This is a genomic window from Hydrogenophaga sp. (genome assembly GCF_030651625.1).
GTDB lineage: Bacteria > Pseudomonadota > Gammaproteobacteria > Burkholderiales > Burkholderiaceae_C > Hydrogenophaga.
The window spans coordinates 23,944-45,187 of sequence record NZ_JAUSCF010000034.1 but is presented as its reverse complement, the minus strand read 5'-3'; the positions used below and the strand labels follow the sequence as shown (position 1 = coordinate 45,187).

The window sequence follows — 21,244 nt, the reverse complement described above, 5'->3', positions numbered from 1 at the left end:
CCGGCGGGCGGGACAGGGACCGTGCTCGCATGTGCATTGCAAGGCCTGGTCGATGCGAGGAAGGGTGGTCGCTGGTCAGGGGTTTGGTCTGAACAGAGGGCAGCCTCTGCAGGCTGGATCTTGCGCGGCGTTTCCTGTTCAGGCGCGCCCATGCCTGAAGCATCGATTTGAGGCCTGAAGGGGCGGCAGGACCCTGTGGTGGAATTGCGCGCGTGGCATTGCCTACAATTTGCGTTGCGCGTTTCACGCCCGCACTCCCGCATTCCCGCAGCACCGCTGCCCGCTCAAGGCACCCCATGCAATTCATCCGATTCTCTGATCTCTGTTCCAGCGGCCGCGTCAGTGGCCAGCGCGTCTTCATCAGGGCCGACCTCAACGTGCCGCAGAACGATGCGGGCGAGATCACCGAAGACACGCGCATCCGCGCTTCCATTCCAGCCATCCAGATGGCGCTGGATGCGGGGGCAGCGGTCATGGTGACCAGCCACCTGGGCCGCCCCACCGAAGGCCAGTTCAAGCCCGAAGATTCGCTGGCGCCCATTGCCGCGCGCCTGGGCCAGCTCATGAACCGCTCGGTGCGGCTGGTCTCGAACTGGATTGATGGGGAGTTCTCGGTCGCTCCCGGCGAAGTGGTGCTGCTGGAAAACTGCCGTGTCAATGTGGGCGAGAAGAAGAACAGCCCCGAACTCGCCGCCAAGCTCGGCAAACTCTGCGACATCTTCGTGCACGACGCCTTCGGCACCGCGCACCGCGCAGAAGGCACCACCTACGGCATCGCCGAGACCGCCCCCATCGCCTGCGCCGGCCCACTGCTGGCGGCAGAGATGGACGCCATCGGCAAGGCGCTGGCCAATCCGAAGCGCCCGCTGCTGGCGATCGTCGCGGGCAGCAAGGTCAGCACCAAGCTCACCATCCTGCAGGCGCTGGCGAAGAATGTGGACGGACTGATTGTGGGTGGCGGTATTGCCAACACCTTCATGCTCGCGGCGGGCCTGAAGATCGGCAAGAGCCTGGCCGAGGCCGACCTGGTGGGTGAAGCCAAGGCCGTGATCGAAGCCATGAAGGCACGCGGCGCCGAGGTGCCGATCCCCACCGACGTGGTGACCGCCAAGGCCTTTGCGGCCGATGCACCGGCCACGGTCAAGAAGGCCACCGAAGTGGACGAGGACGACCTGATTCTGGACATCGGCCCCGAGACGGCAGCCAGACTGGCCGCGCAGCTCAAGCAGGCCGGCACCATCGTGTGGAACGGCCCGGTGGGGGTCTTTGAGTTTGAGGCGTTCGAGAACGGCACCAAGGTGATCGCACAAGCCATTGCCGACAGCAGCGCCTTCTCCATCGCCGGCGGTGGCGACACGCTGGCTGCCATTGCCAAGTACGGCATCGAGAAAGACGTGGGTTACATATCCACCGGGGGTGGTGCGTTCCTGGAAGTGCTGGAAGGCAAGACGTTGCCGGCGTTTGAGGTGCTGGCGCGGCGCGCTGGCTGAGACTTGGGCGGGGAGCGCCCCCATCCCAGCCTTCCCCCAGAGGGGGAGGGGCCAGCCCGGGAGCCCGCACATCGGCTCCCTCCCCGATTGACGCCTTCCCCCTCTGGGGGAAGTGGGGTGGGGTCCGGCGCCACCCACAGCTGGCTCTAGAAGCTCTTGGCTTTCTCCAACAACTGACGAGCCTCTTCACGGCGACCGGTGTCGGCCAGCGTGCGGCCTGGTCGGTCCGGTGCCTTCAGCGCACGTTCCAGGTAGACCACCGCTTCGCTGGGCCGCTTGGTCTCGATCAGGTACTCGGCATAGAAGAAGTTGGGATCGATGCCATTGGGGTTGATGGCCAGCGCCTGGTGCAGCAGTTCGTCTGCCTTGGCCTTGTTGCCGAAACCCACGGGCCAGCCTGGCACCTTGTAGTACAGCACCCCCAGGCTGTTGTAGGCAGAGCCGTCCAGCGCCTTGGGGTCGATGCTCAGTGCCGCTTCATACAGGCCCTTGGCTTGCTTCACCAGGGGCAGCGCACCCAGGCCGCCCTTTTCGCCGGCCAGGGAGCTGACGATGATGCCCTCCCAGATCAGCGGTTCGGCCCGGCCCTGATGCGTCGTGCTCAGTTCGTGGGCACGGGTGGCCAGTGCTTCGAAGCGCTTTTCGCGTTCGCTGGGTGGGGTCTGGTAGCGCACGGATTCCCAGCCTTGCTGGAGTTCCTGCACCGCGTCGTCCACCGGTGCAGCGTGCGACAAGGGCGCGAGCAGCATCAGGGTGGCGCCCATGAACGCGGCCATCCATTGACGGCGTGGAGCAATGGGCAAGGAAAGTGAATGCGATCGAATGGATGACATGGTGAAACTCCTTTGCGGTCAAGATGGGTCAATGACGCGCCACCGGGGTGGATGGCACGGCGGGGTTGGGGTTCTGGCTGTTGTGAAGATGGGCTGTGTGCTTTCGGAACACCCGGTCGAACCAGGCGGGCGCCAGCGCATTGAGGCGTACCGCCAGCTTTTCCGGAAAACCCAGGAAGCGCTCGGCGGCGCCGTCGGTGAGCAGTTGCACGATGGCACGGGCGACGGATTCGGGTGTGTCTTCGGCGGTGCCGGTGGCCCGGTTGTAGGCCGTGACAGCGGGCGCGTTGAAGCGGGTGCGGGTACTGCGCGGGCCGATGTACTGCACCCGCACGGTGGTGTCGGCGAGCTCGCGACGCAGGGCTTCGGCAAATCCGAGCAGGCCGAATTTGCTGGCGCTGTAGACACTGAAACCGGGCAGGCCCATGCGACCCAGCGCCGACCCCACACAGACAATCTGCGCTTGGGGCAGCGTCAGGAGACGGGGGAGCAGCGCCTGGGTGAGCAACACCGGCACCTCCAGATTGGTTTGCAGGACGCTGCGGATGTCGGCCGCGGGCAGCGTCTGCAAGGCACCAAACGCCGGCAGGCCGGCACCATGTATGACCGCGTTGCAGTCCAGCCGCGCCGCTTCGTTGACCAGCCGCTGCACGTCCTGAGCCAGCGTGAGGTCGGCTGCAATCCATCGGACGCGAGAGGCTGAGGCCCCGGCGGCCGTGAGTTGGCGCGACAACTCGTCCAGTGCGCCTTCAGACCGGCCCACCAGCAGCAGCGAGGCACCTTCCCGCAGCAACGCGCGTGCCGTGGCCTGGCCGATGCCGCCAGTGGCCCCGGTGAGCAGCACGCGGGCGTTGGCGGGCTTCATGCGGTGGCTCCAGCCAGCTGCTGCTGGGGCGACACGGCCGGCAGGGGCAGACCACGGAACACGTCTCCGTAGAGGCGGTAGAAGCTGCGCGCGCCGTGCACGATGTCGGCCTGGTCCTGCGGATCGTGGATCTGGTCCATCAGCAGCGCGAAGTGGGCCGTGTGTTCCTGGTCGAGCGTGCCGTGCGAGCGCAGGTAGCTGAAAGCCGCATCGGGCAATTGCAGCGCGTGCTGGATCTGGTCTGCGGCGAGCAGGGCGAGCGCCACGCTGGTGCCTTCGAGCACATGCACCATGCCGAAGAAACCCAGCGGATTGCGGCGCGCGATGGTGTCGTAGGCGCAGGCCACCATCACCTCGGTGGCGTGTGCAGGGCGACCATTGCGCACCGCCTCCGTGTCGCTGCCGCAGGCGCGGATGTCGTCAAGAATCCATTTGTCGTGCCCTTGCTCTTCTTCGATGTATTCGTCCATGGCGCCTTCAAGCCAGGCATGGTGCGCCGGCAGGGCGGCCTTGCAGGCCTTGAGCAGGGGCACCGTGTGGTGCACGTGGTGGTAGGCCTCGGTGAGGAAGGCGAGGTAGCTTGGCAGCGACACCGCGCCGTTCAGGCATCCCTGAATGATGGGGGCACCGAGCATGGCTCGGCGATCGGACTCGGTCTCGCGGATCAAACGTTGGTGGAAACTCATGGTCATTCCTTGGCGGGTTTTCAGGCGACGGCAGCGGTTGTGTCGACGGTTGTTTCAAAGAGGGCATCGGCGTGCAGGGTCTCGATGGCGCTGCGCTGCGGCCGCCCGTTGGCGGTGCTCAGGCCGGTGCCGGGCTGGAACGCGGCGCGTGCGCGGACCCAGCGGACCACGCGGGCGTAGTCCGGCAGAGCCTGGTTGGCTGCGTCGACTGCGGCCTGCAACTGTGCTTCGGTGACCTCGGACGTGAGGGGCCAAAGCACCGCGCTCAAGGCGGGTTGTGCGTCGCCGAACACCACGGCCTGGGCCACACCGGCCTGCGAGCACAGCGTGGTTTCAACCCATTCAGGCGACACGTTGCGGCCGAAGGACGTGATGAGTACGTGCTTGCTGCGCCCCATGACATGGACGAATCCGTCGCTGTCGATGTGGCCGAGGTCGCCGGTGGGCCACCACGCCGGGACGGCCTCGGGGGCGCCGAGGTAGCCCGTCATCAGACTGCCGGCGATCTCCAGTTCGCCCTGGGCGTTGACGCGCACGCGGCTGTGCGGCAACGGGCGCCCTGCACTGCCTGGCCGGTCGGCACCGGGCAGGTTGAGCGTTTGCACCGACGCACCTTCTGACAGCCCGTAGCCTTCAAACGCGGGAATGCCCACCGCTCGGGCGGCCAGCAGCGTCGCCGCGCCCACCGCCGCGCCGCCGACGGCCACCATGCGCAACGAGGCCGGTGCGCGCTGGTGCGTGTGCTGCAACCACAGCGTCCAGGCGCGCAGCATCTGGGGCAACAGGATCATGCTGTGCGGCTGATGAGCCAGTACGGCAGCCTGCAGCCGGGCCGGGTCGAATCGGGACGATCCGCTCAGGCCCACCTGTTCCAGCGGCAGCACGGTGCACGCTGCCCCTTGTGACAGCGGCGCCAGCACGCCCGCGATGTTCTCCAGCAAGACGGGCAGGGGCAGCGCGCACAGATGGCGCTCGATGGCCAGCGGTGCCAGCGCTTCGGCCAGCCCTGCTGCCACCTGCTGCATGGCCGTGTTCGAAAGACACACACCCTTGGGTGTACCTGTGGTCCCAGAGGTGAAGGTGATCTTCCCGGTGTGGAGCGGCAGACGCACTGGCTCCACGTCGCGGCGGTGCAACGTGAGTGCGGACCCCGCGAGCTGAATGGGCTGGACCGATGCGCCGGGCCATGGGATGGGCATGCCGTTGGCAGCCAGCAGTGTGTCCACACCCGCTGCCTGCAGGGCGTGACCGACCTGCGTCGGTGTGAAGAACACAGGCAGCGGCACGTGAACCAGCCCGCCGTTGGCCGCCGCCAGATCGGCGACGATCCAGGCCGGCCCGTTGTCGAGCCAGGTGGCCAGAACGCGAGTGCCTTCGGCCGCCAACTGGAGGGCCAGCGCCTGGACCATGGTGTCGAGTTCGACGCGGGTGATGACCCCGTCCGGGGTGCACAGTGCAGCGGATGACGGTGCGTGGTTCATGCTACCCCTGCACTGAGGCGTTGGCGGGATTCGCGACGCGCCAGGCGCTTCAATGCCTGCGGCAGCTGCCCGGCCAGCACGATCGGTTCGTGTTCGTAGTAGCTTCCCCACGCCGCAGCGGCAGCGGTGCCCAGCCGGTCGGGGTTGGCACGCCCCAGGGCCAGAGGCGTGATGCCGATGCGCGCGAAAAGCTGTCGCAGGGGCTCGGTGAGCGTGCTCACCACCCATTGCACACCTTCATCGGCCAGGTGCTGGCCCAGCAGAAGGATCAACCTGCGGCCTTCGCCTGCCTGCTCGGCGGCCAGGTGACCCACTTCCACGATGCCTGCCCGATCAATGCTGCGACCACAGATGCCTGAGAGCAGGCGCTCGACCGGGTCGCCGAGATACGTTTCCAGAAAAAGCGGCGCCTCACCCGCTGCGCGGTAGCCAGCGGCCGTCAGGATGCGTCCGCTCAGGGGGTCGCTCAGGCTCACCAGTACGGGCGCAAATTGCTGGACCTGGGCATCGAAGCGCGCGGAAAAAACACGCTGGATGAACGCTTCGACTTCAGGCCGACGGGGGTCATCAGCGGGGTGGACGTTCAGCCTTCTGGGCGGGGGCAATAGCCGCTGGGAGGTAGCAGAAAGAACGGAATTGAGCCACGGTGCTGTTTGCATGAAAGACGCTCCTGGGCGCATTCGCCGGGACAGATGGCGAGTGCATGAACGTCATCTTGGGCGGTGCACATTAAGCGCACCTTATGGTCATGCCAAAGGGCGCCTTCAGCCTTCACCGGATGGGGCAGGGCGTGTCGGAATGCGCGCCACCACCCAGACACCCACTGCGGCAGCCACCAGCACCACCGCCAGCAACAACGGGCGCTCGCGCAAGCCCCAGGCCGAGAGGCTCACCATCAGCACCATCGACACCTGTGCCACCGTCTTCGTGCGCCGCGTGAGGTTGTGGTGCTGCTCCCAGTCGCGCACCATGGGGCCCAGGAATCGGTGGTGGGTGAGCCAGTGGTACAGGCGGGGCGATGCCCTGGCGTAGCAGGCCGCGCTGAGCAGGATGAAGGGCGTGGTGGGCAGGCCAGGCAGTACCACGCCGATCAGTCCCAGTGCCAGCGACAGCGTGCCTGCAAGCCACAGCAGCCAGCGCACCGTGCGAGATGTGTGCAGCCGTGTCCCTTGTGCAGGAACGGGCGCCGGTTCTGGTGCGGCAGGTGGGCTCATGGGCTCAGCCACCCCACAGGATTGCGGGTTTGTGCAATGGCAACCATGTGTGCCACCACCGCAAGTGCGAGCAGACCGAACACCAGCTTGCCCACCCAGCGGCGCGCGCGTTTGAGGGCGAACGTGCCCAGCACGATGTACATCACCAGCAGCGCCAGCTTGGTTCCCAGCCAGGGCTGCTGCAAAGGGTGCAGCTGGAGCAACCACCAAAGCGTGACGCCGGCGCACAGCAGGGCGGTGTCGAACACCATGCTCACCACGCGCGTGCGGCGCTGCATGGGCCAGTGCCCGCCGGCCAGCACGCCCACCCAGCGCATTGCAAACAATCCCACGCTCAGCACCACCAGCGCGATATGCGCATGCAGCAGGGCGGGGTAAAGCGTGGCGATGGTTGTGGCCTGCATGAGAGATAAGGCATTGTGTCTTTGTCAAAGGGATTGTGCGACAAGGCTCAAGTGCGGGGCTTGGGAGCATGCTTCATCACGGAGGGGCCGGACCACCCCAACCCGCGTGCGGCTCAACCGTACCGGTACCTTCGTGTGCGGGAAACACTGGACCGACAGTCACCGACCGGTCAATCGCTTGCGCCCGGGAGGGCCAGTCCACCAGCGCCGGGTGCCGCGCAGGCTCCAAAGTTCAGGCCACGTACAGCAGCAGGGTGAAGAAGTGGCAAATGCTGCCGGCGAGCACGAACAGGTGCCAGATGCCGTGACCATGGCGCAGCTTGTGATCGGTGGCGTAGAAGGCGATGCCCAGGGTGTAGAGGACACCGCCGGCGGCCAGCCACGCAAAGCCATCCGGGCCCAACGCTTCCCACAACGGCACCACCGCCACCAGCGCCAGCCAGCCCATGAGCACATAGATCACGAGCGACAGCACCCGCGCACCGCGCGCGAGCCAGATCTCCTGCGCGATACCGAGTACGGCCAGCGACCAGACCGCCCCCAACAGCCACCAGCCCCAGGGGCCTTGCAGTGAAATCAGTGCAAACGGTGTGTAGCTGCCCGCGATCAGCAGGTAGATGCTGCAATGGTCCAGCTTCTGAAACACGATCTTGGCCCTGCCGCCCAGCGCGTGATACAGCGTGGACGCGATGTAGAGCGCCACCAGCATGGCACCGTAGACACTGAAACCCACGATGCGCCAGGGATCGCCGCGCAGCGACGCGCTGACGATGAGCACAGCGGAGCCAGCCACTGCCAGCACCGCTCCCACGAGGTGGCTGATGCTGTTGAAACGCTCTCCGACGACCATGGCTTCAGACCGCGGCCTGTGCTGCGTGTACGGCGTGGTGCCGCAAAGGGGCGACGGAAGGGGTCAAACCAGTCGTGTTGAGGGCAATGGGGAGGGAAGCGGGTTTTCGGTCGCGCCATCACCCATTGGTCACGCGGGCACGAAGACAGCAGCGGGCTGGCCCCCCAACGTTGACCCAGGTCAATTTGCGCATGACTGGATTGCGCGCCACCGGCCTGCTATCAGGGGCAGCAGGCTGCAGCCCGGGGTTCAAACTGCGGAAACAGCAGGTTGTTCTCCAGGTGAATGTGGTTGATCAAGTCGTCAGAAAGTTGGGCAATGCCGGCGTACAGCGCGCGCCAGGTGTTGCAGGCACCTGAAGGCGGTTGGGTGTTGTGGGCCAGCGCCATCAGGCGCTCCAGTTGTTCCCCATGGCTGATGTGTTCGTGGCGCATGACCGCGATGGGGTTGTGAGCCATGCCAAGGCCCCCTGCTCGCAGCAGCGGGAACAGGATGTTCTCTTCCTTGTCCATGTGGTCGAGCAATTCAGCCTCCATGGCCTCCAGGTGCGCGGCCAGGCCGGCGGGAACGTCGGGACTGTCGCGGTGGACGGCTTCCACGCGTCGCGCCATGCGGATGAGTTCGGGCAGTTGTTCGCGATGCACCGCGTGGTAGCGCTGCAAGATGTGGTCAATCACCTCAGGCGCAGGCTGCTGCGCCACGTCGACGTCGACCCGTTGCAGGCCCTCCAGCTCGGCCAGCACCGTGTCGACAGACAGCTGCTTGGCTTCGCAGGCCTCCTGGAGCGGGATCTGACCGCCGCAGCAGAAGTCGAGCTTGTGGCGGCGGAACACGGCGGTTGCGCCCGGCAGTTCGACGGCGATCTGGCCAATGGCCTGTCGAGCGCGGTTCGGAGCGAGGGTTTCAAGCACAGCATTCATGAAAGATCCTTATAGATTCATATGGAATGAATATATTAGCCTATAAAATCCACGCAAGATGAATATTTTCACCATCCAGACGGCCATCGTTCTGTTGGAGGATGTGTTTTGCGCCTGACCCACTGGACCGACTACAGCCTGCGGGTCCTGATGTTCTGCGCGGTGCACGTCCGGCGCGAGCAGCCGGTGACCATCACCGAGATCGCGGAAGCGCACGGTATCTCCCGCAGCCACCTGACCAAGATCGTGGTGGCGCTGTCAGACCAGGGTTGGCTGGAAACCACCCGGGGGCGTGGCGGTGGTTTGCGCCTGCTGCGGCCGGCGGCCGAGATCCGGCTCGGTGACGTGGTGCGCCAGTCCGAAACCGACTTCACGCTGGTGGAGTGCTTCGATGCGGAAAGCAACACCTGCCGCATCGATGGGCGTTGCCACCTCAAAGGCGTGTTGCACACGGCGCTGGCGAGCTACCTGGCGGTGCTGGACGGCGTGACCCTTGCCGATCTGGTCGAGCCCCAGCAGGTGCGCAGTGGAAAGGGGCAACGGGTGTTGATGACGATCGGGCTGCCATCGTGACAAAGCGGAAAGGGCATGATGATGCAGCTGAGGAAAAACCACCTTGCCCGAACGAACGGTCACAACTTTCGACCCGCAAACGCGGGATCCTGATGCTGATTGCAATGGGCGACAGCAACCATTGCATTGCTTCGTGGCCCCTCCACAGGCGTTCTTGATGAATCGGCGCCCAGGCACTTGATCATCTGAACTTTGAAGCTACCCTGTCACAAGACCCACTCGCCAGTCATTCAGAACAAGGAAAACACCATGGCACTGAACCACCTGCAATCGGGTGAGATCGCCAACCTGCACGCCACCGGAGGCGACGCGGTCAGCAGCCAGTCGGTCGCGCTGTTCAAGTCCGAACAGCTCGAAGTGATCCGCCTCGTGTTGCCCGTAGGGCGAACCATGCCCATGCACGCAGTGCCCGGCGAAATCACCGTGCAGTGCCTGGAAGGTTCGATCGACTTTGAAACCCCCACAGGCACGCAGCGTCTGCAAGCGGGGCAATTGCTGTTTCTGCACGGAGGCGAGCCCCACGCTCTCATGGGCGTCGAAGACGCGAGCGTGCTCGTGACGATCGTGTTGCGGCCGTGAGAGCGACTCGCCTCATTTCTGACATTGGCCCGTCGCGCCTTGTGCGGGTTGCGCTGTATGGCCAGAAGACGTACTGGTCACAGGGCGGCTCTCACCCGTTTGACCGATAGGCGGGATTTCTGATCACCGTTACCCTATGTTGATGTCATCCACACCGTCGCTCTCGACCAAGCTGATGCGCATTGGTGCGGGCCTGCTCGTGGTGGCGCTGGCTTCCATTGGCCTCACGCTGTGGCTGACATGGCAGCTGGAAGGCGGCGCGGCCGCCGTGAACGAAGCCGGCCGACTGCGCATGCAGACCTGGCGCCTGCACAGCGCCGTGCAGGCGCCGTTGCCCCCTGCCGAGGTGGCGGCCCTGGTGGGCCAGTTCGATGAAAGCCTGGCGTTGCTGCGCAAGGGGGACCCGAGTCGGCCGCTGTCTGTGCCCTGGGACGTCAACATCAGCCGCGATTTTGCAGTGGTGGAATCGCTGTGGCAGGTTCAGCGCAGTCGCTGGCTGCAAAGCGGCGCCACGCACGAGACCTCTCAGCAGGAAGTGGGCGTTTTCGTGGAAGCCATCGAACGCTTCGTGCGCACCATAGAAAAGGAAATTTCCGGGCTGACCGCCGTCCTCAATCTGTTTCAGTACCTCATGATGGCATTGGCCATTGGTGGCGCGTTGGTCATGCTCTACAGCGGCTACCGCTTTGTGATCAACCCGCTGGCCAATATGCGACAGGGCCAGCGACAGCTGGAAGCGGGTGAGTTTTCGGTGCGGGTGGCGGTGAACACCCATGACGAATTTGGTCAGGTGGCAGCCGGGTTCAACCGAATGGCCGCCACCCTGCAATCCATGTACGAAGGTCTGGAAAGTCAGGTGGAACGCAAGACGCGGCGCATTGAAGCCCAGCGGGCGCGGCTGGAGGCCCTGTACGAAGTGAGTGCATTCCTGGCCAGCGCCAACAATATCGAAGAGCTTTCACGCGGCTTCTCGCAGCGCGTGCGAAAGGTCATGAAGGCCGATGCAGTGGCGGTACGATGGTCCGACGAAGCCAATCAACGCTACCTGATGCTGGCGTCCGACTGTTTCCCTCTGGAGATGCAGGAGGAGGAACGCAGCCTGCTCGCTGGGGCCTGTGCCTGCGGCAACCTGCAATCTGATGCGCGCACGCGTGTGATCCCCATCCACAGTCACGATGCCGCTCCCATGCGCCACTGCGCCAAGGTGGGCTACCAGAATGTGGTGAGCGTACCGGTGCGCCTGCAGCAGCGGCTGATTGGCGAGATTGATCTCTTCTTTCGCGGCGAAATTGCCCTCAACGCCGACGAGACCGAGTTGCTGGACGCCCTGGCCAGCCACCTGGCCAGTGCCCTGGAGGGCCTGCGCGCGGCAGCGCTGGAACGCGAGGCTGCGGTGGGCGAAGAGCGTGCCCTGATTGCCCGCGAGCTGCACGACTCCATTGCCCAGTCGCTGGCCTTTCTCAAGATTCAGGTGCAGCTGCTTCGCTCGGCGGTCCAGAAAGACCAGCCAGCGCTGGTGCAGACCACGCTCGACGAGCTGGACGTGGGCCTGCGCGAGAGCATCAATGACGTGCGCGAGTTGCTGATGAACTTTCGCACCCGCACCAACACCGACGACATCGAGGCCGCACTGCAGGAGACACTGCAGAAATTCCAGCATCAGACAGGCCTGCCCACGCGCCTTGAGGTGGACGGACAGGGCCTGCCCTTGCCACCCGACGTGCAGGTACAGGTGCTTCATGTGCTGCAGGAAGCCCTGTCCAATGTGCGCAAACACGCCGGAGCCACCCACGTCAGCCTGGAGGTGGTGAAGAGTGCGCGCTGGCGCTTCACCGTGCGCGACAATGGCACGGGCTTCGACGTGTCGCATGCGCACGGACCGACCCATGTGGGCATGAAGATCATGCGAGAACGTGCCGAGCGCATTGGCGCTCACGTCAAGGTGGTGTCCGCCCCTGGCCAGGGCACTGCCGTGACCCTGACCCTTCCCCCCTACCCGGTGACCGCCAATGGTGTGGGCACAGTGGGCCTTGACCTGCCGGCCGCCGCGCCTGCTTTTGCCGATAACCGAGCGCAGACCTCCCTATGACGCAGTCCAACCCGGCCCGCATTCAGCTGTTGCTGGTCGACGATCACACCCTGTTCCGGCGCGGTTTGCGCGCCCTCCTGTTGCAGGACGATCGTTTTGAAGTGGTGGCAGAAGCCGCAGATGCCGGCGAGGCTCTGCGCAGTGTGGAGCAACACCGCCCCGACGTGACCCTGCTCGACAACCACCTCCCTGGCGTGCGTGGTGTGGACGCGATCCGCGGGCTGAAGGAAGCCGTGCCCAGCATGCGCATCCTCATGCTCACCGTGAGTGAAAACGAGGACGACCTCGCTGCCGCCCTGCAAGCGGGCGCCGACGGCTACCTGCTCAAGACCGTGGAGTCCGATCAGCTCGGTGATGCCATCGTCAAAGTGCTCGATGGCGAGTCGGTGATCAGTCCCGAGATGATGGCCAAGCTGTTCAAGGCATTTCGCACCCACTCGGCGCCGGCCGCTGCGGGTGAGGTGCCCAACACGGCACCGGCCCCTCTTGAGGAACCAGGCCTGGGCAAGGCGGACGGAATGGCGCAGTTGTCGGCCCGTGAACGCGAGATCCTCGCGCTGATTGCGCGTGGCGACAGCAACAAGCTGATCGCGCGCGAACTCGATATTGCCGAGACCACGGTCAAGATCCACGTGCAGCACATCCTGCGCAAGCTCAACCTCACCTCGCGCGTGCAGGCGGCGGTGTTCGCCGTACGGCAGGACCTGCGCGCCTGACGCCAGCAGACGCAGTGCACGCTGCCACACGCGGGCTGTGAGCGTCCGGGTCAGCACAGCCCACCTCCGCCTCAATAGTTCCTTCGGCGCACAGCCGCCAGACCGCCATCGTCCATCTGGATTGTGGCCGCGTGCCAAAGAAGGATGTTCATTCAGCGCTGAACCTCGCACAGTTGCCGGGTCACCCTGGTCCGTATAGGGCCATTGTTCGCAGACCCTGTGTCGTCTGCCGGCAGGCCTCGCCCTCGTGGGTGTGGTCGGGTTTCGACACAGGCTTGTCGACCGGATCAACTGGAGAAAAAAAATGGAAGTCATGCTGGCTTACGACCATTCCCGCAATGCGCGAATCGCCCTGGACACCGTGAAGCGGATCTTTGCCCACGAACTGCCCACCGTCACCCTCATCTCCGTCATCGAGGAGCCCGGCAGCACCACCAGCGCGGGCGACGAAATGTTCGAAGCGCAGTACCGGGAGCAGAAAGCCGGGGCCGAAGCGGCCGCTGCCGAACTGTCTGCGGCCGGATTCCCGGCCAAGGTGTTGTTCGCCGAAGGCGACGCCCGCAAGATGATCCTGCGCGCAACCGAAGAGCGTCGGCCCGATGTGCTGGTGCTGGCGCGCCATTCCTACAAGCCTGACGGCAACTTCATCACCCGCAGGCTCGATGCCCTCGTGGAGGAGTTTGACCACATGACATTCGGCTCGGTCAGTGCCTTTCTGGCGCGCCGCGTCATGTGTCCGCTGCTCATCGTCCCCACCCATGGCGAGTGAGCGGTCAAGCTCTGGAATAACGAGGTTTCATCATGCAAGTCAGTGACATCTTCCGGTTCAGGAACCGGGAAATCAAGGCGCTCCACCTCACCTGGATCGCGTTCTTCATCTGCTTCTACGTCTGGTTCAACATGGCGCCGCTGGCGTCGTCCATTCTCAAGTCGGCCAACTGGCTGACCCGGGACGACCTGCGGCTCTTTGCCATTGCCAACGTGGCGCTCACCATCCCGGCCCGCATCCTGGTGGGCATGGCGCTGGACCGTTTTGGTCCCCGCCGCGTGTTCTCGGTGCTGATGGTCACCATGGCGGTGCCCACGCTGTTCTTTGCCTTTGGTACCTCCAAGGAACAGCTGTTCATTTCGCGCCTGGTGCTGAGTTCGGTGGGCGCGAGTTTTGTTGTCGGTATCCACATGACGGCGCTGTGGTTCAAGCCGCGCGACATCGGCTTCGCGGAAGGCTTCTACGCTGGGTGGGGCAACTTCGGTTCGGCTGCCGCGGCCATGACCTTGCCCACCATCGCGCTCACCATGTTCGGCGGCGACGACGGCTGGCGCTGGGCTGTGGCCACCTCAGGTGTGTTCATGGGTCTCTACGGCGTCTTCTACTGGTTCGCCATCACCGACGGACCCACCAAGGACACCCACAAAAAGCCCCGCAAGGCGGCTGCGCTGGAGGTGTCAAGCTACCGCGACCTGATCCTGCTGCTGCTCTTCACCCTGCCCATGATCGGCATCCTGGCCATCCTGGTGTGGCGCGTGCAGAACACCGGCTTCATCGACGACATCACCGCCTGGATCTGCTACGCGTCCATCGGGTTTGTCATCGTGTATCAGCTGGTGCAGGTGTTGCGGGTCAATCTGCCCATCCTGAAAAAGGGCGTACCCAAGGACGACCGCTATCCGTTCAAGTCGGTCGCGGCCCTCAACACCACCTACTTCGCCAACTTCGGTGCCGAACTGGCGGTGGTGTCGATGCTGCCCATGTTCTTTGAAGAGACCTGGGGCCTGTCGGCGGCCATGGCTGGCCTGATCGCAGCTTCCTTTGCTTTTGTGAACCTGTTTGCGCGGCCCATGGGCGGCCTGGTGTCGGACCGCTTCGGTAACCGGCGCTTTGTGATGCTGTCCTACATGCTGGGCATTGCCATCGGCTTTGCGCTCATGGGCATGCTCAACAGCAACTGGCCGCTGATCATCGCCGTGGCCATCACCATCGGGTGCTCGTTCTTTGTGCAAGGCGCCGAAGGCGCCACCTTCGGCATCATCCCGTCCATCAAGCGCCGCCTCACCGGCCAGATTTCGGGCATGGCCGGAGCCTACGGCAACGTGGGTGCGGTGTTCTACCTGTTCCTGTTCATGTACGTCACGCCGTCGCAGTTCTTCTTCGTGATTGCCGGCGGCGCCTTCCTGAGCTGGGTGGTCTGCGTGGCCTGGCTGAAGGAGCCAGAGGGCGGATTCGGCGACGAATACATCATCTCGTCGGTGGACCACGCGATTGCCCAGGAGGTCCAGCAGAAGCGCGATACGGAAGCGGAGATCGCTCGCCTGTTCGCCGGCAGCGGCCGGGTGGAGCTGGCTGAAAAGGGCGAAGGCTTGACGCTCACCGCGCGCTTCAAAGACCTGGATGACCTGCGTGCCATCCTGGCGCGTGCGCGGCAGGATGGTCTGGCACCCAAGCAAGTCTGATCGCCTTGTCAACGCTCTCAAAAGGCCGTGATCATCACGGCCTTTTTCTTTGCACGTTGAACAGCGGCCATTCCTGCTGCAAAGGCGCGTAGTCCTTTTGAACGATGACCAGGTGTGGGGCCATCGGTCTTTCAGATGTGCCATTGCGTCCCTCAGAGGGATGTTCGCCCGGGCTGGGCCGACGCACAGTCATGGTCACACCACGTCAGGCGCCGCACACGCTGGTTGCAGCACAAAAACCCATTGCTGCACAACCAGTGACCATCGTCTGGCGAAGGCACTTTTTCCCCCACAGGAGTCCCTGTCATGAGCACCACGAACACGCGCCCCACACCAGCTGGTGCGGCCAGCGCGCAAATCCAGACCTATTCGGGCGCCGATATCGTCGACTGGCGACCTGAAGATGCCACCTTCTGGGCTGCCAAGGGCAAAGCCATTGCCACCCGCAACCTCTGGATCTCCATTCCCAACCTGCTGGTCGGCTTCGCCGTCTGGTTGATGTGGGGCATCATCACCGTGCAGATGCTCAACCTGGGCTTCCCGTTTGCACCGGCCGAGCTCTTCACGCTCACCGCCATCGCCGGTCTCATGGGGGCGACATTCCGCATCCCGGCCTCGTTCTTCATCCGGCTCTCTGGCGGGCGCAACACCATCTTCCTGACCAGTGCGCTGCTGATCATTCCGGCGGTGATCACCGGCTTCGCACTGCAAGACAAGTCCACCCCGCTGTGGGTGTTCCAGCTCTGCGCATTTCTCTCGGGCATTGGCGGCGGCAACTTCGCCTGCTCCATGTCCAACATCACCGGCTTCTACCCCAAGAACCAGCAAGGCATGGCGCTGGGCATGAACGCCGGCCTGGGCAACTTCGGCGTGACCACCATGCAGGTGCTGATTCCCCTGGCCATGACGGCCGCGGTGTTCGGTACCTTCGCGGGTGAGTCGATGACGCTGATCAAGGACTCGGGCTGGATTCTGGGCAAGATCACCGCCGGCACCGAAACCTGGATCCAGAACGCCGGCTTCATCTGGGCGGCCATTCTGGTGCCGCTGGTCATCGCCGCGTGGTTCGGCATGAACAACCTGATGCCCCTGTCGCCCAACTACGGCGGCACCCTGGCCGCTTTCGGCAAGATCATTTACCTGTGGGTGCTCACCAGCGTCATCGGCTTGATTGGCCTGTACCTCTATCTGCCTGCGCCCACCGGCCTGGGCCTGCTCAACATGTGGGTGGCATTGCCGCTGATCGTGGTGGTGACCGTGGTGGTGATGAAGCTGGCGGCCTTCGGTGAGATGAAGGCCAACATCGGCAAGCAGTACGCCATCTTCAGCAACAAGCACACCTGGTCGATGACCGCGCTGTACGTGGTGACCTTCGGCTCCTTCATCGGCTTCTCGATGGCGCTGCCGTTGTCCATCACCGTGATCTTCGGTTTTCAGCACGTGATCGATCCGGCCACGGGCCTGATGACCCACACGCTGAAGAACCCGAACGCACCCTCAGCACTGACCTACGCCTGGATCGGCCCTCTGGTGGGCGCACTGATCCGTCCCCTGGGCGGCTGGATCTCCGACAAGCTCGGCGGCTCCATCGTGACCCAGGTGATCTCGGCCGTGATGGTGTTCGCTTCTGCTGCGGTGGGCTACGTGATGCTGCTGGCCTACAAGTCGGCCACGCCGGAAGACTATTTCCTGATCTTCATGGTGTTGTTCATCGTGCTGTTTGCCGCCAGCGGCATTGGCAACGGGTCCACCTTCCGCACCATCGGCGTCATCTTTGACCGCCAGCAAGCCGGCCCCGTGCTGGGCTGGACTTCGGCCATTGGCGCCTACGGCTCCTTCATCGCACCGGTGGTGATCGGACAGCAGATCAAGGCCGGCACACCCGAATACGCCATGTATGGCTTCGCCATCTTCTACGCGGTGTGCCTGGTGCTGAACTGGTGGTTCTACCTGCGCGCTGGTTCCGAAATCAAGAACCCATAGGTGGATGACTACCCCCCGCGTCGCCTTCGGCGCCACCCCCCTGGGAGTGGGGCGACACCAGAGGCCCGTCCTGAGCTTGTCGAAGGGCGGCTCCTCGGTGTCCCTGGACCCACATCCCTTCCATCGATGCCGACCTGATCCTTCGCCACGCCTCACTGACATGAAACGTCGCCCAATCTCCGGAGACCCCACATGAGCCATTTCCTCGACCGACTCACCCACTTCAGCCTGCCCAAGGAAGCCTTCTCGGGCAACCACGGTCTCACCACCAACGAAGACCGCACCTGGGAAGACGGCTACCGCAACCGCTGGGCGCACGACAAGATCGTGCGCAGCACGCACGGCGTGAACTGCACCGGCAGCTGCAGCTGGAAGATCTACGTGAAGGGCGGCATCGTCACCTGGGAAACCCAGCAGACCGACTACCCCCGCACCCGCTGGGACATGCCCAACCACGAGCCGCGTGGCTGCGCGCGGGGCGCTTCCTACAGCTGGTACCTGTATTCCGCCAACCGCGTGAAGTACCCCATGGTGCGCGGGCGCCTGCTGGAGCGCTGGCGTGCCGCACTGAAGGTGAGCAAGAGCCCGGTGGACGCCTGGGCCCTCATTCAGCAAGACGCCGACGCCCGCCGCGATTACCAGCAGGTGCGTGGCATGGGGGGCTTTGTGCGCAGTTCCTGGGACGAGGTCAACCAGCTGATCGCTGCAGCCAACGTCTACACCATCAAGCAGCATGGGCCCGACCGCATCATCGGCTTCTCGCCCATTCCCGCCATGAGCATGGTGAGTTATGCCGCTGGCTCGCGCTACCTTTCCCTGATTGGCGGCGTGTGCATGAGCTTCTACGACTGGTACTGCGACCTGCCCCCGGCCAGCCCGCAGGTGTGGGGCGAGCAGACCGATGTGCCCGAGTCCGCCGACTGGTACAACAGCAGCTTCATCATCGCCTGGGGTTCCAACGTGCCCCAGACCCGCACGCCAGACGCCCACTTCTTCACCGAGGTGCGCTACAAGGGTTGCAAGACCGTGGCGGTCACGCCCGACTATTCGGAAGTGGCCAAGCTGTCCGACATCTGGATGCACCCCAAGCAGGGTACCGATGCTGCACTGGCCATGGCCATGGGACACGTGGCGCTGAAGGAGTTTTACTTCCCCGATGGCGGCAAAGCGCGGTCCAGCTACTTTGACGACTACGCGCGTCGCTACACCGACCTGCCGCTGCTGGTGATGTTGAAGGAACACACCCTGCCCGACGGCACGGTGAGCATGGTGCCCGACCGCTACCTGCGCGCCAGCGACTTCAACGGTCAGCTGGGCCAGAAGAGCAACCCCGAATGGAAGACGGTGGCGTTCGATACCGAGGGCAAGGCGGTGCTGCCCAATGGTTCCATCGGGTTCCGCTGGGGCGAAGCAGGCCGCGAAGACGAAGGCAAGTGGAACCTCGAAGCCAAGGAGGCACGCGGCAACACCGACGTGAAACTCAAGCTCTCGGTCATCGAAGACGGTGAGCAGGACCACCAGGTGGTGGACGTGGGCTTCCCCTACTTCGGTGGCAACGCCACGCCGCACTTCACCGCCAACGCGCAGAACGGCGCCATCAACCACGCCAGGGTGCCGGCGGTGCGTCTGCGCCTGGGCAAGGCCGGCGACGAGCGCTACGCCATGGTCGCCACCGTGTTCGACCTGCAGGTGGCGCAGTACGGCATCGACCGGGGGCTGGGCTCAGGCGCCAAGGACTTCAACGACAACGCCGCTTACACCCCCGCCTGGCAGGAGAGCATCACCGGCGTGCCGCGCGAGCAGGTCATCACCGTGGCGCGCCAGTTTGCCGACAACGCCGACAAGACGCATGGCAAATCGATGGTGATCATCGGCGCGGCCATGAACCACTGGTACCACGCCGACATGAACTACCGCGGCGTCATCAACCTGCTGATGATGTGCGGCTGCATTGGCCAGAGCGGTGGTGGCTGGGCGCATTACGTGGGTCAGGAAAAGCTGCGCCCGCAAACCGGCTGGGTGCCGCTGGCCTTTGCCACCGACTGGGTGCGTCCGCCGCGCCAGCAGAACAGCACCAGCTTCTTCTACGCCCACACCGACCAGTGGCGCTACGAAAAGCTCGGCATGGAAGAGATCGTCTCGCCCACCCTCAGCGAAGCCGACAAGGCCGCCTTCAGCGGCAGCATGATCGACTTCAACGTGCGCGCCGAACGCATGGGCTGGTTGCCCAGCGCGCCACAGCTCAAGACCAACCCGATGCAGGTGGTGCGCGATGCCACCGCCGCCGGCATGGACCCCAGGGACTATGCGGTCAAGGCCCTCAAGGACGGCACGCTGGAGATGAGCTGCGAAGACCCGGACGCGCCGCAGAACTGGCCACGCAACATGTTCGTGTGGCGCTCCAACCTGCTGGGCTCCAGTGGCAAGGGCCACGAGTATTTCTGCAAGCACTTGTTGGGCACCGAAAACGGCGTGCAGGGCAAAGACCTGGGCAAGGACGACGCCAAGCCGGCCGAAGTCAAGTGGCACGCCAATGCCCCCCAGGGCAAGCTGGACCTGCTGGTCACGCTCGACTTCCGCATGAGCACCACCTGTCTGTATTCAGACATCGTGCTGCCCACCGCCAGCTGGTACGAGAAGAACGATCTCAACACCAGCGACATGCACCCCTTCATCCACCCGCTGAGCGCAGCGGTGGACCCGGTGTGGGAATCCAGATCTGACTGGGAGATCTACAAGGGTTTCGCCAAGACCTTCAGCGAGGTCTGCGTGGGCCACCTGGGTGTGGAAAAAGAGGTGGTGCTCACGCCCATCATGCACGACACCCCCGGTGAAATGGCGCAGGCGTTTGAAGTGAAGGAATGGAAGAAGGGCCACTGCGAACTGATCCCTGGCAAGACCGCGCCGCAGATCACCGTGGTGGAACGCGATTATCCCAACACCTTCAAACGCTTCACCGCCCTGGGCCCACTGCTCGACAAGCTGGGCAACGGCGGCAAGGGTATCGGCTGGAAGACCGGCACCGAGGTGGAACAGCTGGGTCAGCTCAACGGCAAGACGCTGGACGAGGGCGTGTCGCAAGGCATGCCGCGCATCGTCACCGACATCGACGCCTGCGAAGTGATCCTGCAGCTGGCACCCGAGACGAATGGCCACGTGGCCGTGAAGGCCTGGGAAGCGCTGGGCAAGCAGACCGGTCGCGACCACACCCACCTGGCCCTGTACCGCGAGGACGAAAAGATCCGCTTCCGCGACATTCAGGCGCAACCGCGCAAGATCATCAGCTCGCCCACCTGGAGCGGCATCGAGTCTGAGACGGTGAGCTACAACGCCGGCTACACCAACGTGCACGAATACATCCCGTGGCGCACGCTCACCGGCCGCCAGCAGTTCTACCAGGACCACCCCTGGATGATCGCTTTCGGCGAGGGCTTTGGCAGCTACCGCCCGCCGGTGGACCTCAAGACCACCGAGGGCATCCACAACATCAAGCCCAATGGCAACAAAGAGATCCAGCTGAACTTCATCACGCCGCACCAGAAGTGGGGCATCCACTCCACCTACAGCGACAACCTGATGATGCTCACGCTCAACCGCGGTGGCACCGTGGTGTGGCTGAGCGAGGAAGACGCCAAGGCAGCGGACATTGAAGACAACGACTGGGTCGAGCTGTTCAACATCAACGGCGCCGTATCGGCCCGCGCAGTGGTGAGCCAGCGCGTGAACCCCGGCATGGTGATGATGTACCACTCGCAGGAAAAGATCATCAACACCCCCGGCAGCGAGATCACCGGCGTGCGCGGCGGCATCCACAACTCGGTGACCCGCATCGTGCTCAAGCCCACCCACATGATCGGCGGCTACGCGCAGCTCAGCTACGGCTTCAACTACTACGGAACCATCGGCACCAACCGCGACGAATTCGTGGTGGTGCGCAAGATGGACAAGGTCGACTGGCTCGACACCCCGGCGGACGATCACCTCATCCGCGCCTACCAGTCCGAAGGCGAGAACCCATGAGCTTGTTGCCCACCCCTGCGCTGCGCTTGCAGCGCGTCACCCCCTCAAGGGGGCAACACCAGTGGCCCGTCCTGAGCTTGTCGAAGGGCG

Annotated in this window: 18 protein-coding genes; 9 read left to right on the top strand and 9 right to left on the bottom strand. The window is 64.3% G+C overall.

What is annotated here, in order from left to right; genetic code table 11:
• The first annotated feature begins 296 nt into the window (after positions 1-296).
• Positions 297-1,490 carry a phosphoglycerate kinase gene (locus tag Q7V46_RS16670; protein WP_304914686.1) on the top strand — a complete coding sequence of 398 codons (1,194 nt, stop codon included), beginning with the start codon at positions 297-299 and terminating at the stop codon, positions 1,488-1,490.
• A gap of 146 nt (positions 1,491-1,636) precedes the next feature.
• On the opposite strand, the gene Q7V46_RS16665 is transcribed toward Q7V46_RS16670, so the two are convergent.
• The 9 genes from Q7V46_RS16665 to ytfE all read right to left on the bottom strand — a co-directional run bounded on the left by Q7V46_RS16665 (position 1,637) and on the right by ytfE (position 8,743).
• Entirely contained in the window at positions 1,637-2,266 is a 630-nt protein-coding gene (locus Q7V46_RS16665; protein WP_304914708.1) for a hypothetical protein, read from the bottom strand.
• Positions 2,267-2,351: 85 nt separating this feature from the next.
• On the bottom strand, positions 2,352-3,188 hold the full coding sequence (locus Q7V46_RS16660; RefSeq protein ID WP_304914685.1) for an SDR family oxidoreductase: 837 nt from the start codon (positions 3,186-3,188) through the stop codon (positions 2,352-2,354).
• Entirely contained in the window at positions 3,185-3,874 is a 690-nt protein-coding gene (locus Q7V46_RS16655; RefSeq protein ID WP_304914684.1) for a TenA family transcriptional regulator, read from the bottom strand. The genes Q7V46_RS16660 and Q7V46_RS16655 overlap by 4 nt, the downstream gene beginning before the upstream one ends.
• Before the next feature lie 20 nt (positions 3,875-3,894).
• The gene (locus tag Q7V46_RS16650; protein ID WP_304914683.1) at positions 3,895-5,355 is read right to left on the bottom strand and encodes an AMP-binding protein; all 1,461 of its coding nucleotides are present in this window, start codon (positions 5,353-5,355) and stop codon (positions 3,895-3,897) included.
• A complete protein-coding gene (locus Q7V46_RS16645) occupies positions 5,352-6,014 on the bottom strand; it encodes a thermostable hemolysin (protein WP_304914682.1) in 663 nt (220 codons plus the stop codon). Before Q7V46_RS16645 ends, Q7V46_RS16650 begins: the two co-directional genes overlap by 4 nt.
• Before the next feature lie 105 nt (positions 6,015-6,119).
• Positions 6,120-6,569, bottom strand: coding sequence for a YbaN family protein (locus Q7V46_RS16640; protein ID WP_304914681.1), 450 nt, complete (start codon positions 6,567-6,569; stop codon positions 6,120-6,122).
• The gene (locus Q7V46_RS16635) at positions 6,566-6,973 is read right to left on the bottom strand and encodes a SirB2 family protein (RefSeq protein ID WP_304914680.1); all 408 of its coding nucleotides are present in this window, start codon (positions 6,971-6,973) and stop codon (positions 6,566-6,568) included. Before Q7V46_RS16635 ends, Q7V46_RS16640 begins: the two co-directional genes overlap by 4 nt.
• Positions 6,974-7,205: 232 nt before the next feature.
• Positions 7,206-7,823, bottom strand: coding sequence for a hemolysin III family protein (locus Q7V46_RS16630; protein WP_304914679.1), 618 nt, complete (start codon positions 7,821-7,823; stop codon positions 7,206-7,208).
• A gap of 221 nt (positions 7,824-8,044) precedes the next feature.
• Positions 8,045-8,743, bottom strand: a complete 699-nt coding sequence (ytfE, locus tag Q7V46_RS16625; RefSeq protein ID WP_304914678.1) for an iron-sulfur cluster repair protein YtfE — start codon at positions 8,741-8,743, stop codon at positions 8,045-8,047.
• Between the two features lie 108 nt (positions 8,744-8,851).
• On the opposite strand from ytfE, the gene Q7V46_RS16620 reads away from it, so the two are divergent.
• The 8 genes from Q7V46_RS16620 to Q7V46_RS16585 all read left to right on the top strand — a co-directional run bounded on the left by Q7V46_RS16620 (position 8,852) and on the right by Q7V46_RS16585 (position 21,154).
• Positions 8,852-9,316 carry an Rrf2 family transcriptional regulator gene (locus Q7V46_RS16620; RefSeq protein ID WP_304914677.1) on the top strand — a complete coding sequence of 155 codons (465 nt, stop codon included), beginning with the start codon at positions 8,852-8,854 and terminating at the stop codon, positions 9,314-9,316.
• Between the two features lie 249 nt (positions 9,317-9,565).
• Positions 9,566-9,895 (top strand): cupin domain-containing protein, encoded by a 330-nt coding sequence (locus Q7V46_RS16615; protein WP_304914676.1) that lies wholly within the window; start codon positions 9,566-9,568, stop codon positions 9,893-9,895.
• A 142-nt stretch (positions 9,896-10,037) separates the two neighbouring features.
• Positions 10,038-11,984 (top strand): type IV pili methyl-accepting chemotaxis transducer N-terminal domain-containing protein, encoded by a 1,947-nt coding sequence (locus Q7V46_RS16610; RefSeq protein WP_304914675.1) that lies wholly within the window; start codon positions 10,038-10,040, stop codon positions 11,982-11,984.
• The gene (locus tag Q7V46_RS16605) at positions 11,981-12,700 is read left to right on the top strand and encodes a response regulator (protein ID WP_304914674.1); all 720 of its coding nucleotides are present in this window, start codon (positions 11,981-11,983) and stop codon (positions 12,698-12,700) included. Before Q7V46_RS16610 ends, Q7V46_RS16605 begins: the two co-directional genes overlap by 4 nt.
• A gap of 304 nt (positions 12,701-13,004) precedes the next feature.
• Positions 13,005-13,469, top strand: a complete 465-nt coding sequence (locus Q7V46_RS16600; RefSeq protein ID WP_304914673.1) for a universal stress protein — start codon at positions 13,005-13,007, stop codon at positions 13,467-13,469.
• A gap of 32 nt (positions 13,470-13,501) precedes the next feature.
• Positions 13,502-15,151 (top strand): MFS transporter, encoded by a 1,650-nt coding sequence (locus Q7V46_RS16595; protein ID WP_304914672.1) that lies wholly within the window; start codon positions 13,502-13,504, stop codon positions 15,149-15,151.
• Between the two features lie 306 nt (positions 15,152-15,457).
• Positions 15,458-17,134: an antiporter gene (locus Q7V46_RS16590; RefSeq protein ID WP_304914671.1), complete on the top strand. Its 1,677-nt coding sequence runs from the start codon at positions 15,458-15,460 to the stop codon at positions 17,132-17,134.
• Between the two features lie 192 nt (positions 17,135-17,326).
• The gene (locus Q7V46_RS16585) at positions 17,327-21,154 is read left to right on the top strand and encodes a nitrate reductase subunit alpha (protein WP_304914670.1); all 3,828 of its coding nucleotides are present in this window, start codon (positions 17,327-17,329) and stop codon (positions 21,152-21,154) included.
• The last annotated feature ends 90 nt before the right edge of the window (positions 21,155-21,244 follow it).

What these genes read in the sequence shown, in the direction of transcription:
- Q7V46_RS16645 (WP_304914682.1), bottom strand. Translation starts at nt 6,014, where the DNA reads ATGCAAACAGCACCGTGGCTCAATTCCGTTCTTTCTGCTACCTCCCAG.
- Q7V46_RS16635 (WP_304914680.1), bottom strand. Translation starts at nt 6,973, where the DNA reads ATGCAGGCCACAACCATCGCCACGCTTTACCCCGCCCTGCTGCATGCG.
- Q7V46_RS16670 (WP_304914686.1), top strand. Translation starts at nt 297, where the DNA reads ATGCAATTCATCCGATTCTCTGATCTCTGTTCCAGCGGCCGCGTCAGT.
- Q7V46_RS16610 (WP_304914675.1), top strand. Translation starts at nt 10,038, where the DNA reads ATGTCATCCACACCGTCGCTCTCGACCAAGCTGATGCGCATTGGTGCG.
- Q7V46_RS16605 (WP_304914674.1), top strand. Translation starts at nt 11,981, where the DNA reads ATGACGCAGTCCAACCCGGCCCGCATTCAGCTGTTGCTGGTCGACGAT.
- Q7V46_RS16640 (WP_304914681.1), bottom strand. Translation starts at nt 6,569, where the DNA reads ATGAGCCCACCTGCCGCACCAGAACCGGCGCCCGTTCCTGCACAAGGG.
- Q7V46_RS16630 (WP_304914679.1), bottom strand. Translation starts at nt 7,823, where the DNA reads ATGGTCGTCGGAGAGCGTTTCAACAGCATCAGCCACCTCGTGGGAGCG.
- Q7V46_RS16665 (WP_304914708.1), bottom strand. Translation starts at nt 2,266, where the DNA reads ATGGCCGCGTTCATGGGCGCCACCCTGATGCTGCTCGCGCCCTTGTCG.
- Q7V46_RS16595 (WP_304914672.1), top strand. Translation starts at nt 13,502, where the DNA reads ATGCAAGTCAGTGACATCTTCCGGTTCAGGAACCGGGAAATCAAGGCG.
- ytfE (WP_304914678.1), bottom strand. Translation starts at nt 8,743, where the DNA reads ATGAATGCTGTGCTTGAAACCCTCGCTCCGAACCGCGCTCGACAGGCC.
- Q7V46_RS16600 (WP_304914673.1), top strand. Translation starts at nt 13,005, where the DNA reads ATGGAAGTCATGCTGGCTTACGACCATTCCCGCAATGCGCGAATCGCC.
- Q7V46_RS16655 (WP_304914684.1), bottom strand. Translation starts at nt 3,874, where the DNA reads ATGAGTTTCCACCAACGTTTGATCCGCGAGACCGAGTCCGATCGCCGA.
- Q7V46_RS16660 (WP_304914685.1), bottom strand. Translation starts at nt 3,188, where the DNA reads ATGAAGCCCGCCAACGCCCGCGTGCTGCTCACCGGGGCCACTGGCGGC.
- Q7V46_RS16615 (WP_304914676.1), top strand. Translation starts at nt 9,566, where the DNA reads ATGGCACTGAACCACCTGCAATCGGGTGAGATCGCCAACCTGCACGCC.
- Q7V46_RS16650 (WP_304914683.1), bottom strand. Translation starts at nt 5,355, where the DNA reads ATGAACCACGCACCGTCATCCGCTGCACTGTGCACCCCGGACGGGGTC.
- Q7V46_RS16590 (WP_304914671.1), top strand. Translation starts at nt 15,458, where the DNA reads ATGAGCACCACGAACACGCGCCCCACACCAGCTGGTGCGGCCAGCGCG.
- Q7V46_RS16585 (WP_304914670.1), top strand. Translation starts at nt 17,327, where the DNA reads ATGAGCCATTTCCTCGACCGACTCACCCACTTCAGCCTGCCCAAGGAA.